Annotated in this window: 15 protein-coding genes and 1 other annotated feature; of the genes, 3 read left to right on the forward strand and 12 right to left on the reverse strand. The window is 27.7% G+C overall.

What is annotated here, in order from left to right; all coding sequences use genetic code 11:
• Positions 1 to 21: 21 nt before the first annotated feature.
• The 8 genes from OW763_RS06735 to OW763_RS06770 all read right to left on the reverse strand — a co-directional run bounded on the left by OW763_RS06735 (position 22) and on the right by OW763_RS06770 (position 9,447).
• Entirely contained in the window at positions 22 to 273 is a 252-nt protein-coding gene (locus OW763_RS06735) for an IreB family regulatory phosphoprotein (protein WP_268040315.1), read from the reverse strand.
• Between the two features lie 87 nt (positions 274 to 360).
• Complete coding sequence (alaS, locus tag OW763_RS06740) at positions 361 to 3,000, reverse strand: alanine--tRNA ligase (RefSeq protein ID WP_268040316.1); 2,640 nt, start codon at positions 2,998 to 3,000, stop codon at positions 361 to 363.
• A 58-nt stretch (positions 3,001 to 3,058) separates the two neighbouring features.
• Positions 3,059 to 3,256 (reverse strand) — a binding site (T-box leader).
• 323 nt (positions 3,257 to 3,579) lie between these two features.
• Complete coding sequence (gene mnmA / locus OW763_RS06745; protein ID WP_268040317.1) at positions 3,580 to 4,617, reverse strand: tRNA 2-thiouridine(34) synthase MnmA; 1,038 nt, start codon at positions 4,615 to 4,617, stop codon at positions 3,580 to 3,582.
• Between the two features lie 23 nt (positions 4,618 to 4,640).
• A complete protein-coding gene (gene nifU, locus OW763_RS06750) occupies positions 4,641 to 5,069 on the reverse strand; it encodes a Fe-S cluster assembly scaffold protein NifU (RefSeq protein ID WP_268040318.1) in 429 nt (142 codons plus the stop codon).
• Between the two features lie 2 nt (positions 5,070 to 5,071).
• Positions 5,072 to 6,262: a cysteine desulfurase NifS gene (gene nifS / locus OW763_RS06755; protein WP_268040319.1), complete on the reverse strand. Its 1,191-nt coding sequence runs from the start codon at positions 6,260 to 6,262 to the stop codon at positions 5,072 to 5,074.
• Between the two features lie 5 nt (positions 6,263 to 6,267).
• Positions 6,268 to 6,696 (reverse strand): RrF2 family transcriptional regulator, encoded by a 429-nt coding sequence (locus tag OW763_RS06760; RefSeq protein WP_268040320.1) that lies wholly within the window; start codon positions 6,694 to 6,696, stop codon positions 6,268 to 6,270.
• A gap of 81 nt (positions 6,697 to 6,777) precedes the next feature.
• The gene (locus tag OW763_RS06765; RefSeq protein ID WP_268040321.1) at positions 6,778 to 8,037 is read right to left on the reverse strand and encodes a replication-associated recombination protein A; all 1,260 of its coding nucleotides are present in this window, start codon (positions 8,035 to 8,037) and stop codon (positions 6,778 to 6,780) included.
• Between the two features lie 177 nt (positions 8,038 to 8,214).
• Positions 8,215 to 9,447, reverse strand: a complete 1,233-nt coding sequence (locus OW763_RS06770; RefSeq protein ID WP_268040322.1) for an EAL domain-containing protein — start codon at positions 9,445 to 9,447, stop codon at positions 8,215 to 8,217.
• 261 nt (positions 9,448 to 9,708) lie between these two features.
• Here OW763_RS06770 and OW763_RS06775 point away from each other — a divergent pair, with 261 nt between their 5' ends.
• Positions 9,709 to 10,782 carry an NAD(P)H-dependent flavin oxidoreductase gene (locus OW763_RS06775; RefSeq protein WP_268040323.1) on the forward strand — a complete coding sequence of 358 codons (1,074 nt, stop codon included), beginning with the start codon at positions 9,709 to 9,711 and terminating at the stop codon, positions 10,780 to 10,782.
• A 17-nt stretch (positions 10,783 to 10,799) separates the two neighbouring features.
• On the opposite strand, the gene OW763_RS06780 is transcribed toward OW763_RS06775, so the two are convergent.
• Together OW763_RS06780 and OW763_RS06785 are read right to left on the reverse strand one after the other, a co-directional pair.
• A complete protein-coding gene (locus tag OW763_RS06780; protein ID WP_268040324.1) occupies positions 10,800 to 11,474 on the reverse strand; it encodes an MBL fold metallo-hydrolase in 675 nt (224 codons plus the stop codon).
• Positions 11,461 to 12,792 carry a DUF5050 domain-containing protein gene (locus OW763_RS06785; protein WP_268040325.1) on the reverse strand — a complete coding sequence of 444 codons (1,332 nt, stop codon included), beginning with the start codon at positions 12,790 to 12,792 and terminating at the stop codon, positions 11,461 to 11,463. Before OW763_RS06785 ends, OW763_RS06780 begins: the two co-directional genes overlap by 14 nt.
• Before the next feature lie 276 nt (positions 12,793 to 13,068).
• On the opposite strand from OW763_RS06785, the gene OW763_RS06790 reads away from it, so the two are divergent.
• Entirely contained in the window at positions 13,069 to 13,902 is an 834-nt protein-coding gene (locus tag OW763_RS06790; RefSeq protein ID WP_268040326.1) for a methyl-accepting chemotaxis protein, read from the forward strand.
• Between the two features lie 35 nt (positions 13,903 to 13,937).
• Here OW763_RS06790 and OW763_RS06795 read toward each other — a convergent pair whose 3' ends face one another.
• Complete coding sequence (locus tag OW763_RS06795; protein ID WP_268040327.1) at positions 13,938 to 16,193, reverse strand: type IA DNA topoisomerase; 2,256 nt, start codon at positions 16,191 to 16,193, stop codon at positions 13,938 to 13,940.
• Positions 16,194 to 16,444: 251 nt separating this feature from the next.
• On the opposite strand from OW763_RS06795, the gene truA reads away from it, so the two are divergent.
• A complete protein-coding gene (gene truA, locus OW763_RS06800; protein ID WP_268040328.1) occupies positions 16,445 to 17,182 on the forward strand; it encodes a tRNA pseudouridine(38-40) synthase TruA in 738 nt (245 codons plus the stop codon).
• A 33-nt stretch (positions 17,183 to 17,215) separates the two neighbouring features.
• Here truA and OW763_RS06805 read toward each other — a convergent pair whose 3' ends face one another.
• On the reverse strand, positions 17,216 to 18,181 hold the full coding sequence (locus OW763_RS06805; protein ID WP_268040329.1) for a YbgA family protein: 966 nt from the start codon (positions 18,179 to 18,181) through the stop codon (positions 17,216 to 17,218).
• Between the last annotated feature and the right edge of the window lie 121 nt (positions 18,182 to 18,302).

Here is an 18,302-nt window from a genome sequence, read left to right on the forward strand (position 1 = left end):
AAAAATGCCCAAAAGGGCATTTTATTTTATTGATAAATAAGCTTTAAGAACTTCTTCTAGAATTTCATCTCTTTCCAATTTTCTTACTAAAGCTCGAGCGCCATTATAATTAGTAATATACGTAGGATCACCTGAGATTATGTATCCTACTAATTGATTAATAGGATTATATCCATTCTCCTTCAAAGCATCATTAACTTGCGTTAATATAGTTCTTGTTAAATCTTCTTTATTCTTTTGAATGTCAAATTGCATAGTGTTATCAATATTCATAACTGCTTCACCCCTTTTTTAAGCCGTGCAGTTTCGAGTTATAATTCCCTTTAAAATTATTATAACCTATATCAAATAAAAAGTATACTATTTTACTGAATCTTCCACAATTTTTTCTGCTTGTTTTATGGCTTCATTTAACTTCTCTGGAAGTTTTCCACCAGCTTGTGCCATATCTGGTCTTCCACCACCGCCACCACCAGCGATTTTTGCAATTTCTTTAATTATTTTTCCACAATGAACTCCCTTATCTAAAGCATCTTTAGTTGCCATCGCTATAAATTGAACCTTGTCACCATTAGTGCTACCAAGCACAACTAATCCGCTGTTCATCTTACTTTTTATTTTATCTGCTAAATCTCTTAATGCATTTCCATCAACATCTTTCAAAGCAGCTGCTGCATATTTCATTCCTTTTATTTCTTTAATACTATTCAATATTTCATCTTCTGCTCCACTAGCAATTTTAGATTTGAGCATTAATATTTCTCTATCTTTTTCTTTGATTTCTACTACTTGTTGGTTCAACTTGCCTATTATATCTTTTTCTGAACATTTAAGTGATTGTGAAACCTCTTTTAAAAGTTCAGCTTTTCTTTCAATAAACTCTAAAGCACTAGTTCCTGTAACAGCTTCAATTCTTCTTATTCCAGCAGCTATACCACTTTCTGATACAATCTTAAGCAATCCAATTTTTCCACAGTTTTGTATATGAGTACCACCACAAAGTTCTCTACTGAAATCACCCATTTTTACAACTCTTACTTCATCAGCATATTTTTCATCAAATAAAGCCATTGCTCCTGATTCTTTTGCTTCTTCAATAGACATAACCTCAGTATTAACATCATGTATTTCCATTATTTTTTTATTTACGAGATTTTCAATTGTTTTTAATTCTTCAAATGTTACTGCTGCAAAATGTGTAAAGTCAAATCTTAATCTTTCATCATCTACATAAGAACCTGATTGATGCACATGTTCTCCAAGCACTTTTCTTAATACTGCATGAAGCATATGAGTAGCGCTATGATTTTTAGCAATTTTTTCTCTTCTATCTTTATCAACTTTTAGTATAACCTCATCTTCTACACTTATACTTCCTTTTTCAACTTCCACAAAATGTATTATTTTTCCTCCAATATTCTTTTTACAATTTTCTACTTTTGCAATAAATCCTTCAGTGAATATTATTCCTGTATCCCCTACTTGACCTCCCATTTCTGGGTAAAAAGGAGTGTTTTCCACAACTATTATTCCTTTTTGTCCTTCTTCAATAGAAGATACAAATTTGTCATCTTTAATAATTATTTTAACTTTAGATTTTAATTCTAATTTATTATATCCATCAAATGCAGTCTGTACTTCTGATGAAATTGTATCAAGCACCTTAACATCTGTTCCCATATAAGTACTTTCTTTTCTTGCAGCTCTTGCTCTTTCTCTTTGAGATTTCATTTCCTTATTAAAACCATCTATATCAATACTTAATTCCTTTTCCTCTAGTATTTCTTTAGTTAATTCAACAGGAAATCCATAAGTATCATATAACTTGAAAATTTTATCTCCAGACAATACTTTTTTACCTTCTCGCTCTATTTCATCTACATATACATTTAAAATATCTATTCCAGCATCTATAGTTTCATCAAATCTTTGTTCTTCCATTGATATAATTTTTTTAATATATTCTTTCTTTTCCTTTAATTCAGGATATGCATCCCCTGAATTTTCAACTATAGTATCTACTATATCAACTAAGAAAGCTTTTTCTATACCAAGTAACCTTCCATGTCTTGCTGCACGTCTTAGCAATCTTCTTAAAACATATCCTCTTCCTTCATTTGATGGTAGAACTCCATCACTTATCATAAACGAAACACTTCTTATATGATCTGTTATAATTCTAAGTGATACATCTTTTATTGAATCTTCTCCATATTTAACTCCTGCTAATTCTGAAGATTTTTCAAGAATGCTCTTTATAGTGTCAACTTCAAAAATAGTTTCAACCCCTTGCATAATAGTAGCCATTCTTTCAAGTCCCATACCTGTATCAATATTAGGATGTGATAATTTATTATACTTACCTTCTTCATCTTTATCAAATTGAGTAAATACAAGATTCCAAAATTCAACAGCTCTATCAGCATCTGACTTTTTCATAAAATCTTCTGCTGAAATTATTTCTCCTTCATCTTTATAAAAATGAATTTCTGAACAAGGTCCACACGGTCCAACTCCATGTTCCCAGAAATTTTCTTCCTTATCTAACCTGAATATGTGCTTAGGATCAACATCTGTTTTATTAGTCCATAGCTCATAAGCTTCATCATCGTCTAAGTATATAGTTACATATAGTTTGTTTTTAGGAATTTCTAGTACCTCAGTAACAAATTCCCATGCCCAAGGAATAACTTCCTCTTTAAAATAATCTCCAAAAGAAAAATTTCCAAGCATCTCAAAAAACGTAGCATGCCTTGAAGTTTTACCTACATTTTCAATATCACCAGTTCTAATACACTTTTGACAAGTAGTAACTCTTGTCTTTGGGGGTGTTTGAAGCCCTGTAAAATATGGCTTTAGAGGTGCCATGCCTGCATTTATAAGCAGTAAACTTTTATCATTTTTGGGTACTAATGAATAACTTTTAAGCCTTAAATGCTCCTTACTTTCAAAAAATTTCAAATACGCTTCTCTTACTTCATTTAATCCTAACTTTCTCATATGTAGATTCCCTCCACGAAAAATAATTTTTATTAAAACAAAAAACTCCCATCCCCAAACAAGGGACGAAAGTTTTCCGCGTTACCACCCTAATTATATACAATAATACGCATTAACATTTAATACGTACCACATACATATCTCTCAAAAAATCACGGCTCTTAGACAGCTTCAATATCCGTTTCAAGAAGTTTTCACCACCCACTTCCTCTCTTAATGAACCACAATATTTACTAATTCTAGTCATTACCTTACAATATATTTTTATAATAATAAATACATTTTGATTATATGAAAAAATAATATTTATGTCAATATCTTATCTATTACTAAATAATATTATCATTCATTGAATTTATAGCTTTTCTATCCATATTATTATCCTTGAAAATTTTTTAGTCAACATTTGTCATTATATAGTAATTCTTTGTGAATTTCAATATTTTTATGTGTCAAATATTAAAATTTAAAATTTTTTATTTTCTATACTTTTATAAAAACTGTCCTTATAAAGCTTAATAGCTCAATAAGAACAGTTTATGTTTACTTTTAGATCAAAAGCATAAATAAGTTCTAATTTTATATTACCTCATTAATAATCCCGCCACCTATAAGTAAATCTTGAGAATAAAATACAACACATTGTCCTTTGGTTATAGCTCTTTGCTTATCTTTGAATTTAACTTTAACTCTTTTATCTGGTAATATAGTTATTGTAGCTTTACTTTTTGATGTAGAATAACGAATTTTAGCTTCAACTTCCATTGAATTTTCTAGTTTAGTAAAAGGTATAAAATTAACATCTTTTGCAATTAAAGTATCTTTAAAAATCTCATCTTCATCACCAATCACTACTTCATTTGTTTTAGAACGTATATCAATTACATATGCCGGTTTCCCAAGAGCTAGTCCAAGTCCTTTTCTCTGACCTATAGTATAATAAATTATTCCTTTATGTTTACCTATTTTTTTTCCATTCTTATCTATAAAATTTCCTTGCTTTACTTTCCCTTTTTTAAAATTTTTAATATACTTGCCATGGTCATTATCTGGAATAAAACAAATTTCCATGCTATCTTTTTTGTTATGCACTTCAAGACCTATTTCTTTAGCTATTTCTCTTATTTCACTTTTTGAATATTCTCCGCAGGGCATTAAAACATGTCTTAAAATATTTTGAGTAAGACCATACAGCATATACGTTTGATCTTTTCTTTCATCTTCAGCTGCAGTAATTATATATCTTCCATTATACTCTTGTATTTTTGCATAATGTCCTGTTGCTATATAATCTGCTCCTAATTCTTTAGCTTTATCCAGCATCTCTTCAAATTTTATGAATTTATTACACATAGCACAAGGATTAGGAGTTCTTCCATTCATATATTCATTAGCAAAATAATCAATTACAACTCTATTGAATTTATTTCTAAGATCCAATATATAATAAGGAATTTTTAATTTATCTGCAATCTTTTTAGCATCCTGTGAAACATCTATTTCAGAGCATAATCTCATTGTAATACCAATAACATCATATCCCTGTTTTTTTAAAAGATATGCTGCAACAGAACTATCTACTCCGCCACTTAAACCTATTAATACTTTCTTTTTCATCTTTCATCACCTGTTTTATACATTTATTTTCCATGTATTTCATCATGAATAGTTTCTGAATGTTTTTTTGTTTCCCAAGGTTCAAATCCCTGCTTAATTCTATAATCATTTATCGCTTCATGAATAGCTTCTTCTGCTAGTACCGAACAGTGTATTTTAACTGGTGGAAGCCCATCTAATGCTTCTACTACAGCTTTATTGCTCAAATTCCATGCTTCTTCTATATTTTTTCCCTTTACAAGTTCTGTAGCCATACTTGAAGATGCTATAGCAGAACCACAGCCAAAAGTCTTAAACTTAATATCTTCAATTATATCATCTTCAACTTTTATATATATTTTCATTATATCTCCACATTGAGGATTTCCTACTTCACCTATCCCACTTGGTTTTTTTATTTCCCCAACATTTCTAGGATTTCTAAAATGATCCATAACTTTTTCACTATACATAATTATTTTTCTCCTTTCTCAATAAGATATTGTTCCCAGTACGGTGACATTTCTCTTCTTCTTTTAATTATTTGTGGTAAAACATTTATAACATAATCTACATCTTCTTCCGTAGTTCCTTCACCTAAACTTAATCTTAAAGATCCATGCGCTACTCCATGTGATAATCCTATAGAAAGCAATACATGTGACGCTGAAAGATCTCCTGATGCACAAGCACTTCCTGTAGAAGCGTAAATTCCTTTATCATCTAAATCTAATAATAAAGTTTCACCTTCAATCCCAACAAAACTCAAATTAACATTTCCCGGAAGTCTTTTTTCTCCTATTGGTCCATTTATTTTTGTATCAGATATTCTTTCAGTAAGCTCTTTTATAAGCTTATCTCTAAGTTCTGATATTCTTTTTCCTTCATGTGACATTTCAGAAATTGCAAGTTCTACGGCTTTTCCCATTCCAACAATTCCTGGTACATTTTCCGTACTCGCTCTTTTGCCCTTTTCTTGTCCACCGCCATGTATCAAATTTTCTATTTTAACTCCATGTTTTATATAAAGTGCCCCTACCCCTTTAGGTCCATAAAATTTATGAGATGCCATAGATAATAAATCTATATTCATATCCTTTACATCTATAGGAACATGTGTAACAGCTTGAACAGCATCTGTGTGGAACAAAACATTTCTTTTATTACAAATTTCTCCTATTTGTTTTATAGATTGAATCGCACCTATTTCATTATTAGCAAACATTATAGAAACTAAAATAGTTTTATCAGTAATAGCTTCTTTAAGCTCTTCTAAACTAATAAACCCATATTCATCCACTGGTAAATAAGTAACCTCAAATCCATTGTTTTCTAAAAATTTACATGTATTTAAAATAGCATGATGCTCTATTTTAGTCGTAATTATATGATTTCCTTTATGTTTATTAGCCCAAGCCACACCTTTTATAGCCCAGTTATCCGCTTCCGAACCCCCTGCTGTAAAATATATTTCATCAGTTTTAGCATTAATAGCTTTGGACACTCTGTTTCTAGAAGTGTTTACAACTTTCTTGTTTAAATCTGATAAAGTATATAGTGAAGAGGGATTTCCATAACTCTCATTAAAATAAGGAAGCATCTCTTGTAATACTTCTTTTCTTGTGTATGTAGTAGCTGCATAATCCATATAAATTTTCTTACCCATTAATATCACTCCTTATCTTTTAGTATCTTTTTATAATCTTCTACCATATCTTGTAATGTTATTGATTTCGTAATACCATCTATGCCTTCTTTTATTTTTCTCCATAAAAGTCTAGTAGAACAACGATCCATATTACTACATTTATTGCCTTCATCTACACATGCAGAAATTTCTATAGGACCTTCTAAAACTCTTATAACATCTGCTGAAGTAATTTCTTTAGGATTTTTATTTAAAATATAACCACCTTGAGCTCCTCTAACACTTTTAATAAGTTTAGCTTTTCTAAGTGGTGAAAATAATTGTTCCAAATAACTTTCTGATATCCCCTGTCTTTGGGATATACTTTTTATAGACACTGGAGCTTCTCCATAATGAATAGCTAGATCCACCATAGCTCTAACCCCGTATCTTCCTTTTGTTGATAATTTCATTTACTCACCCCTTGCAATTCCGAGTGTTTTGCTGTGCTTTCACTAGTATAATATCAAACCCGATTATTTTTGTCAACATTTTTAGTCTTCTCTATAATATATTTTTGTATCCATCTCTCTAGGGAAATACTTTTGTTCTATATAATGTTCCTCATAATTGTGGGGGTTTTTATAACCCCTACTTCCTAATTCTTCAGCTCCAACATAGTGAGTATCTCTTAAATGAGCTGGAACTCTATATTGATTATATTTAGCATCTTCTATAGCACTATCTATCGCTTTTAAAACTGAGTTAGATTTATTTGCTTTTGCAAGGTAAATTATAGCCTGTGCTATAGGTATCCTTGCTTCAGGCATACCTACACTTTCAAGTGCATTCCATGCTGCATGTACAATCAACATCGCATTAGGGTCTTTCATTCCTATATCCTCTGAGGCATGCACTATTAATCTTCTAACTATAAACCTCGGGTCCTCGCCTCCTACAACCATTCTACCAAACCAATAAAGTGCAGCATCTATATCAGATCCTCGTATGCTTTTTATAAATGCAGATATAACATCATAGTGATTATCTCCACTTGAATCATAACTTACAACTGGATTTTGTATACATTCTTTTATGCCCTCTTTATTTATAACAATTACTCCATCACTGTTTTTAGTTGTAGATAGTACTGCAAGTTCTAAAGAATTTAGTGCATTTCTAGCATCTCCGCCTGAAAGTTTAGCCATAAGCTCAATAGAATCATTATCAATATTTATATTTAACTTACCATATCCTCTTTCTGCATCCGTTAAGGCATTTATTAATATGTCCTTAACATCATTTTTTTTAAGTTCTTCCAATTTAAATATTCTTGCTCTACTAATCAACGCCCTATTTAAATGAAAATACGGATTTTCTGTAGTAGCACCTATTAATACCACACCGCCCTTTTCCACAGCATCTAAAAGAGCATCCTGTTGCGTTCCTTTTTTTAACGCATGAATTTCATCGATAAAAAACATTGTCTTTTTTCCATAAAACTTCAATAATTCCTCTGCTTTTTTTATACACTCTCTTATTTCTTTAACACTTATAGATGTAGCATTTAATTTAATAAACTCACATTTTGTTTCCAAAGATATCACATGTGCTAGAGTTGTTTTACCAACTCCTGGAGGACCAAACAAAATTAAAGAAGTTAAATTATCATTTTCTATAAGTCTTCTAAGTAATCTACCTTTACCTATTATATTTTTTTGACCAAAGATTTGATTTAAATTTTTAGGTCTCATTTTTTCAGCTAAAGGTTTTTTATTATTATTTTTACTCATTGCAAGATCAAATAAATCCATTAATAATCCCTACCTTTTAAATAATATAGCAAAATCATATTACCATAATAAACATAATTTAAAAACTCCATACAATATTTTAATTATATAATTTACAAATCAATGGGTTCAACCAAAATAAAAAAGCTTAGATGCTTTCACATCCAGCTTTTCATATTATATTTTAAATTTTAAAATCTATATACTTATATCATTGGGATTAAAATCTATGCATAATATATAATTTTCATTATCTTTATTTGCAAATATAGAAGATATGGTTATACATAAATTTCCAGTAGCTAGAGAAATATACGGCTCAGTTATGTATTTACTTAACCCCATATTTTTTAAGAAATAATAGTATTTTTTTAAAGAATGATTTGTCCCCCTTTTAGCAGGGTGAAATATAAGTGCTTTTTGAGAAAGCATGTTCTTATAATGAGTAAAAGTATCACTTACTTGAACTCCATCTTTATTTAGTATATAAACACATTCAAAAATATCATAGTCAGAGATTACTTCTTTTAATTTATTGTTAAATTCTTTTTCTCTTACATTAGATAATTCATTTAGTATATTTTCCATAATAGACTCATATCTTTTATGTCTAGATTTTTCTATATTAATTTTATCAATCATATAATCTTTATACTTTTTAGCTATGTATTGTACATTTCCCTTTATATTATCCATAAACTCATTAGTTATTTCCTGAGATATACCAAAATATTCACCTTTAAGCATATCAGCTCCTAGCTCTATGGTTGTAAATGCCTGCTGCAAGCTTTCTATTCCATCTGCAACTACTAATGCCCCAATATTCTTACATAAATTAACAAGCGATTTGAATATCTCTTGTTTATAATAATCTGATTCAATATTTTGAGTTATTGCACCACTTATTTTAATTATATCTGGTTCTACGTACGAAATCTTATCTAAATTAGCAAAACCATATCCTATATCACTTAAAGCCACTAAAAACCCTTTGCTTCTATAATTTGTTGTAAAACTTTTTAAACTTTCTATATCTTCTATATTATCTTCTACAATCTCCAGCACAACATTCTGCGGTTTTAAATTAAATTTATTCACTAAATCCATTATTACACCTGAGCCCACAAATTTAGAAATTATAGATGCATTTATATTAATAAATAGAATTTTCTCCTTAGTTTCACAATATAGCTTACTAAAACTTTCAACAGCTTTTTCTCTATACAGTCTATCTAAATCTATTATAACATCTTTATTTTTAGCACATTTAATTAGTTCATCAATTGTAACAAACTCATCTTTTTGATGACAACCTATACTTGAAACTTCAAATCCAATTACAAGTTGCTTAATTATAGATACTATAGGTTGGAACTTAATTTCTAAATTCTTATTTTTTATGATATTATTTATATCTATTTCATTGTTCATTTCAACCCCACCTTACTTTTATATGATAACCATATTACTTAGTTAAATTTTTCTTAATTTTATCATATCAAATTTATCGCACTAAAATTTCCTATGTAAAAATTAGTATAATAGCTATTATAAATATAATATCTATTATACCCACATATTGTAACATTAACAACTTTTTATTGACATAATTCTATTTATCTCCTATACTTTGATTATCAAATATTTTGTATATCAAACTATTTAAAATTGCATTTAAAAGGAGTAGATAATATGAATTTACCACCTTTAAAAATAGGTGAATTAACCGCCCATATTCCTATTATACAAGGAGGTATGGGCGTTGGAATATCTCTTTCTAGTTTAGCTTCAGCTGTTGCTAACGAAGGCGGTATAGGCGTTATTTCAGCAGCTCAAATTGGTTTTAAAGAAAACAACTTTGAATCCAATACTGATAATGCTAATATAACAGCTTTAAAAAAAGAGATTCGTAAAGCTAGAAATTTAAGTCCAAAAGGTATATTAGGTGTAAATATTATGGTAGCTTCAAATAATTTTGAAAATTTAGTTTTAACTGCAGTACAAGAAAAAATAGATTTAATTATATGTGGTGCTGGTCTACCTACAACTCTTCCTAAATTTATAAAAAACTCTAAAACTAAAATTGCACCAATAGTTTCCTCTGGGAAAGCTGCCTCAGTAATATCTAGACTATGGAAAAAAAAATTTGACTATTTACCAGATCTTATAGTCGTTGAAGGTCCAAAAGCAGGAGGTCATTTAGGATTCTCACCAGATGAATTAAACTCGTCTTCCTCAAAAGATTTAAAATCTATTATAAAAGATGTACTAAATGTGATTAGACCTTTAGAAAATCTTTATAAAAAACATATTCCTGTAATCGCTGCTGGTGGAATATTTGATGGAAAAGATATTGCAGAATTTATAAAACTAGGTGCAAATGGCGTGCAAATGGCAACTCGATTTGTTGCTACTGAAGAATGTGATGCTCATATTAATTTTAAAAATGCATATATCAATTCATCAAAAGAAGACGTAATTATAACAAAAAGTCCTGTAGGAATGCCTGGTAGAGCCATAAACAATAAATTTCTAAAAACTTTACATTCTTCAGCTACATCTATAAAAAAATGCTATCATTGTTTAAAGCCTTGTGATCCAAGTAAAACCCCTTATTGTATTTCACGAGCTTTAATTAATGCTGTTAACGGTAATATAGATAACGGGTTGATTTTCGCTGGAAGTAATGTTTATAAATTAAATAAAATTACAACTGTAAAAAAACTAATGGCTAATCTTGTAAAAGAAGCTAAAGAAAATTTATAAAAAATATGCTAATAGATTTAACTTCTATTAGCACATTTTTTTATATATTCTAAATTAGATTTTATCAAATTAGTATTAGCTATACTCCCATGTCCTGGTATTATTGTATCAGGTTTTATATTTAAATATTCATTTAAAGTATTTTCATATTGCTTTAAGTTATTATAATTTAAATATGGTTTAGGACTTTCAACATTATCTCCTACAAATATTATGTTATCAAAAACATCAATGCAAGAAGCCGAATTATTAGTATGACCTGGTGAAAAAAAGAACTCTATCCCTTCATCAACAAATGTTATTCTATCTTTAAACACTAAATTAGGAGGATAAATTTCTACTTTTCCTTGTTTAAACTCTCTGTATTTACAAAATTCATACTCACCAAATCTTATAATATCTTTTCTACAGTTTTCATGAGCTATAATTATATTATCTTTAAAATAACAATTTCCCCAAATATGATCCCAATCTGAATGAGAATTAAACACTATTATTGGTTTTTCTTTTAAATATTTTTTAATAAATTGTTCAACTTTATACATACATTCAGGACCTAAAAAAGTGTCACATATAAAAATATAGTTATTACCATTTATTAAATATACATTAGTAGTACAATCAAATTCTGTGTTTTTTAATTCATAAAATGTAAACATATAGCCTCTTGAACCAACTTTATTTATTTTCATTGTTATCCTTTCTTTTAAGATAAATCCCTCTCTTTTCCAAAGTAATTCTTAATTTTTCTTTTAACTGTTCACTAATGTTCTCAGATGAGTTAATTTTTTCTACTCCTTCTCGTAATAATATGTATGTGTCTGATCTTTTCATAATTCTAGAACTTCTTATTAAATTTATATATCTTTTAGCATCATCATCAGTCAAATTCACCTTTAACTTTCCAATAAATTTCTTTAGTCTATATAAGGAAACCATCTTCCAAATTTCTAATCCAGTACCAATTCCTATAATTATGAAAGTAATAACAATACTAGATGTACTCATACCTTTAGTTTCTTTATCATTACTTGCAATTTTAAATACTGCTTCTTTTGTACCATCATTTTTAATTTCAAATAACTTAGATGCATCTAACTTAATTTGTTGATTAAAATCAATTGAAGCTCCCCAATAATAAATATTATTTTCTACTATATTTATTTCACCAGATGACTGATTATTTAATTTAGTTCTGAGTGTTCCATCAATTTTTATTTTATATAATTTTAGATCATCTGAAACATTTGAATAATATATCCAATCTTCAACTATATTTATAAATTGTGAATCATCATCATTTATTTTTATTTTATTTTTTCCATCAATACCTATTTTATATATTTTTCGCCCATCAGAATAATTTTGATAATAAATATTATTTCCCACTACACTTATGTAAAAAGAATTATCATCATTTATTTTTATTTTATTACTTCCATCTGTCTTTATTTTATAAATTTTATGTTCATCACTTTCATTAGAATAATACATCCAATCTCCTATTACAGTAAATCCATATATATTATCATCGGATATTTTAGTTCTATCAGTACCATCAACTTTTATTTTATAAAGCTTTTGTCCTTTTCTATCCCTTTTTCCATAGTAAACCCAATCTCCTACTATTTGAAGCCAATAAGAACTATCCTTATTCACCCTAGTTTTTTGTGAACCATCCTTTTTAATTTTATATATTCTAAATCCATCTTTAACGCTTGAATAATAAATCCAATCTCCAACTACATTTATATAATTAGGTATATCTTCGCTTATTTTATTTTCACTATTCCCATCAATTGAAATTTCATATAGCTTGCTTCCATCAGATATATTTGAATAATAGATATTTTTTTCATCTTTACACATGTAACCAAGGTTACTTATATTTGATCTTGTATTTCCTTCAATTGTACTTGCCATAACTAAATCAGTATTATTTCCAAAACTATAAAATATATTTCCCATTAAAAAAAATAAAATAAAAATACTTGTTATATTTTTTCTCAAAATTCTTCCCCCTTACATTTATCTTATGTACTAACATAAATTTAAATAGTAATCTGTTTTTATGAATTTTACCATAAAAATCAATATAATACAAACATCTCAATTCTCATATTAGATAGAATTACACACTATTTTAAATGTTTTTTCAATATAAATCACACTATTTATTATTTTAAGTATATAAATTATATGTTTTGGAATTATTTGAAAAACATACAATTTAATTGTATAATTTTCTTGTAATATATTTTTATTTTCATGAAAGGATTGATTAAAATGATTACAGCTATTAATAAAAATGAACTTATGAAATCATTTAATAATTTGATTCCATATTTTGAATATTTTTTAGAAGACGACTTAGCTTTTTCTATTACAAACACTAAGAATTTTTTAAAATATGTTGATGGAAAAACTTTTTCATTGAATGTGAAAGAAAATAGTCCTGTCCCTAGCGCAAGTACTGCTTACCAATGCATGAAAGCAGCAAAACCACTCTCTAATATTGTTCCTAAAGAAGTTTTTGGTATTGATATAAAAGTAATCGGTATTCCTATAAAAGAAAACAACAAAGTTATTGGATCTTTTAACTTAGTTAGGAGCTTAAAAAGACAAACCGAAATGTTAAACTTATCAGAAACTTTAGCTACCTCTTTATCTCAAATAACATTAGGAATCAACGATATTTCCTGTAATGTTCAAAAAATAGTAACAGCAAATTCTGAAATTGAATCAAATGTTGACAAAACAAAACAACAAACTGAAAATACTGATGAAATATTAAAATTTGTAGCAAACATAGCTCAGCAAACCAATTTATTAGGATTAAATGCAGCTATCGAATCATCTCGTGCTGGTGAATTTGGAAAAGGGTTTAGTGTAGTAGCTCAGGAAATAAGAAAATTATCAAGCTCCAGTAAAGAATCTATAGGTGAAATAAATATTGTTCTAAAAAACATTCAAGATTCTGTTGCAAATATATCACATAAAGTAAATAAATCAAACGATATTTTTGAGGAACAAGTGGGCTCAATAGAAGAAATAACTAGTGCATTAGAAAGCTTAAATTCAACTGCAGACAAATTAAAAGAAATAGCTGCAAAAATATAAATATACTAGGATTTATAGTCTCCTAGTATATTTAATTAATCAAATTTAAATTCTATTTTGTTTTTATTCAAAATTAATCTTGCATTAAACATATTACCTTTTTTTGATTTAAACCCTTTGATAATATCTGTACTTCCATATTTTATTAATTTTTTAATTTGATCTATAGATATAGTAATACCACATATATTTGCTATAAAAAATTTACATCCACTCTTCCAATTATCACATCCATAGCCTTTATTATTCTTTACAATTCTTCCTGCATTACAAAGTGGACACACTCCTAAAACTTCATTAATTTTCTCTTGATTTATATTAATACTTTTATTTTCTTTAACTGTGGAAATCAAATACTTAACATTTATTACATTACTATTTTTTAATACATTTTGAACATTCTTTCTAACATAACCTTCTAATTTATTCATAAATTCTTCCGCGGTAATATTTTTTTCTGCAACTAATGAAAGTCCTTTTTCCCAACTAGCTGTTAAAGTAGGATTCAAAAGAGTAGGTATGGAACTTTTTATGACATTATATATGATTTCTCCTTTAACCGTTGGAGACAATACTTGAGTTTTAGAATTTGTTTTTAGGTACTCTATCCTATCTAATTTTTTTAATATTTCAGCACGAGTAGCACTAGTTCCTATTCCACTTCTTTTAATTTGCTCTCTTAATTCATCATCTTCAATAAGTTTTCCAGCATTCTCCATAGCAATAATAATAGCTCCAGTAGTATACCTTTTAGGTGGAGATGTTCTTCCTTCTTTCATAGTTAATTTATCAATTTGTACATTTTGTCCTTTTTTTAAATCATTTAAAAATTTCATATCTTTCTTTTTTGTATCATCTCTAAATTTCATATTTATTACATCTAAATATCCATTTTCAACACAAACTTTACTAGTAGTAAAAAATCTTTCTTCACCAATTTTAGTTTGAACTGATATTTTACTGTATTTTGCTGGTGGATAAAATATAGCTAAAAATCTTCTTACTACTAAATCATATATTTCCTTTTCTAAATTGCTCAAAGAATTATAATTTTCAAATCCTTCTCCTGTAGGAATAATTGCATAATGATCTGTTATTTTTTTATCATCTACATATTTAGTTTTCTCTAAATTTTCATAACTTTTTTCTTTTATTATTTTACTTGCAATAACTTTAATTTGCGAGTCATTAAAATAAGTTAACTTCTTAATATTTTTATGTATTTCTTTTGCTACTGCTTTCGATAAAACCCTAGCATCAGTTCTAGGATAAGTTAACATTTTCTTCTCATATAAGTTTTGAATTTTACTCAAAGTTTGATCTGGATTTATCTTGAATTTTTTAGAACATTCATTTTGAAGCTCTGCTAAATTAAATAAAAGTGGTGCATTTTTGTTTTCTTTTTTCTTATTAATTTTTTCTACTATTGCTGTATCATTCAAGCAGTTGTTTTGTAATTCATTTATAAGCTTTTCTGCCTCTTCTTTACTTTTAAATCCATTTTCACTATATAGCAAATTTGATTCGAAATATTTAGACCTATCATCTGCTTTCCACTCACCTTCATAGGATAAAGTATCATCAATTTTAAAAATAGATACAATTTTATAAAATGATGTTTGAATAAAATTTCTTATCTCAATTTCTCTATCTACTACCATTCCTAAAACACAAGACATTACCCGCCCGACAGCCAATACAGAATTTTTCTCATTTATGATATTTGATACAGTTTTCCCATATATAAGCGTTAAAAGTCTTGAAAAATTTATTCCTAATAAGTAATCCTCTTTTGCTCTTAAATATGCTGCATCCGAAAGAGCATCATATTCTGAAAGCAGTTTTGCTTCACGAACTCCTCTTTTTATTTCTTCCTCTGTTTGAGAATCAATCCATACTCTCTTTTTAACCTTATCTTTTACTCCAACCATCATATCTACTAATCTATATATATATTCTCCCTCTCTACCTGAGTCAGTACAAACATAAATAACATCTACATCTTTTCTTAAAAGCAACTGTTTAACTATTTCGAATTGTTTTGACACTTGAGGAATAATTTCATATTTATACTCTTTAGGTAAAAAAGGAATCGTTCCTAAAGACCATTTTTTTAGTCTTTTATCATAAACTTCTGGATAACTCATAGTAACCATATGACCTACACACCATGTAAATATTGCTTTACTCTCTTCAAAATACCCATTTCCCTTGATACCTTTTAATTTTAATACCTTAACAAATTCCATGGCAACAGAAGGTTTTTCCATAATAAATAATGCTTTTCCCATAATTTTGCCTCACGTTCTTAAAAAATTATTCTTTATACTAATTTAAAAATTACAATTAAGTCTAACATAAATATACCTTAAGTATCAAATTTATGTTAACCATACTATTTAGAGAATTTTACTATTTATTTTAAAATTTTCTATAACAAACTTAATCATATTAAATAAAAATTTGCGTATTGAATTAAAATACTTTAGAATTATAATAGCATAAATTTAACACTATAATAAAATGAATGAGGAGATTAAAAATGAGAAATATAAAACTCACTATTGAGTATGATGGAAGCAAATATAAAGGTTGGCAAAAATTAGGCAACAATAACAATACACTTCAATATAAAATAGAAAAAATATTAAGCGAACTTACAAATGAAGAAATAAATCTAATAGCTTCTGGTAGAACTGATGCCGGCGTTCATAGTAAAAATCAAATTGCAAATTTCAAGACTAATTCTACTGTTTCAACTAGTAAAATTTTAGATTACTGTTATAAATATTTACCTATGGATATCATTATTAAAAATGCAGAAGAAGTTGATGAACTATTTCATTCTAGATATCATGTTTCTCAAAAAATATACACTTACAAAATATGCAACAATAAGTTTCATGATATTTTTAACAGAAAATATTCCTACCATGTTAAAGATAAATTGGATATAGAAAAAATGCGTGAGGCTTCTTTACTTTTTATAGGAAGTCATGATTTCAAGAGCTTTACCGCCTTAAAATCCAAGAAAAAATCTACGATTAGAGAAATAAATTATATTAACTTTATAGAAAAGAACGGAAATATTGATATTGTTTTTTGCGGAAATGGTTTTCTCTATAAAATGATAAGAATTTTAGTTGGTACTTTAATAGAAGTAGGTTTAGGTAATTTAACTATAGAAGAAGTTAAAAATATACTAAATCAAAAAGATCGTTCTTTAGCAGGTCCTACTGCTCCTGCTCATGGACTATTTTTAACTGATGTAATTTATTGATACACAACATAAGAATATTGCTTAGCAATATTCTTATGTTAAAACTTTCCCTGAATCACGCATTTCTACAAGTTCATCCGGATAAGGATTAAAAAAGCTTTGTTCTAACAAAGTTTTATCATTAAATCTTACTGCATATGATTTAACCAAGTACAATGGAACATTAAAAGGTATATGTCCCTCTTTATATTTTTCTATAGTATCTATTACAAACTTTTTTTCCTTTTCTTCTATTTTTTCAGAAAAATAATTTAGACACTCTATTAAAGAATTTATTTGGGAAGTTTGTCGTGCTTTTCTTGCAAAAACTAAAGCTAGGCATTTCTCATATTCTTTAAAAACTTCATTAACTTTTTTATTTTGTCTATTTTTAATAATATCATTTAGAACTTTTAATTGTGTTTTATTATACATAGAAAATAACAACTTATTTCTCTTATGAAAATTATCAAGCTCGTACATAGTTTCAAGTTTTCTTATTCTTTTAAAATCACTTATTATAAAAAGTTTTGTTAAAAAATGTTCTCTTATTTTAAAATCTTTTAATCTTCCCTCATCTTCTACTACAACATTTGGAAATTTTTCTATAGCCATTTCTCCAAAAATACCTTTACCTTTAGTACAAGAAGCCCCCTTTACAAGTCCATTATATATTTTCACATCTTTAATTCCGCAAGACGGTGATCTACTTTTTAGTATAAATCCATCTACTTCATTTAATCCTTCTAAAAACTCCTTTGAAAATTCAAACATAGTCTTCGTATAATCCTTACCTGTTTTAGGTTGAATAAGCTTTAAGTTATCATTCACCTTTACTATTCTTATAGCATCTCTTGGAATTTGCAAACCTATTTCCACTTCAGGACATACTGTTATAAATTCAACGTACTGTTTAAGTTTTTTAATAAATTCATCATTACTCATTTGTCCATTATATCTACAAGCCTCAAAACCTAAGCATTTACTTACTACAACAATAGGTTTAATATCCATATTCATCATTATCACCACCATTAATCTTATTCAAAGTCTTTATTTCTAATTTTGTTAATACTATATATAGTCTTCAAACCAATATTATAAACCAATACTAAAGCTCTTATACATATATTATTAGTCT

Source organism: Clostridium aestuarii, from assembly GCF_026735135.1.
GTDB classification, from domain to species: Bacteria; Bacillota; Clostridia; order Clostridiales; family Clostridiaceae; genus Clostridium_H; species Clostridium_H aestuarii.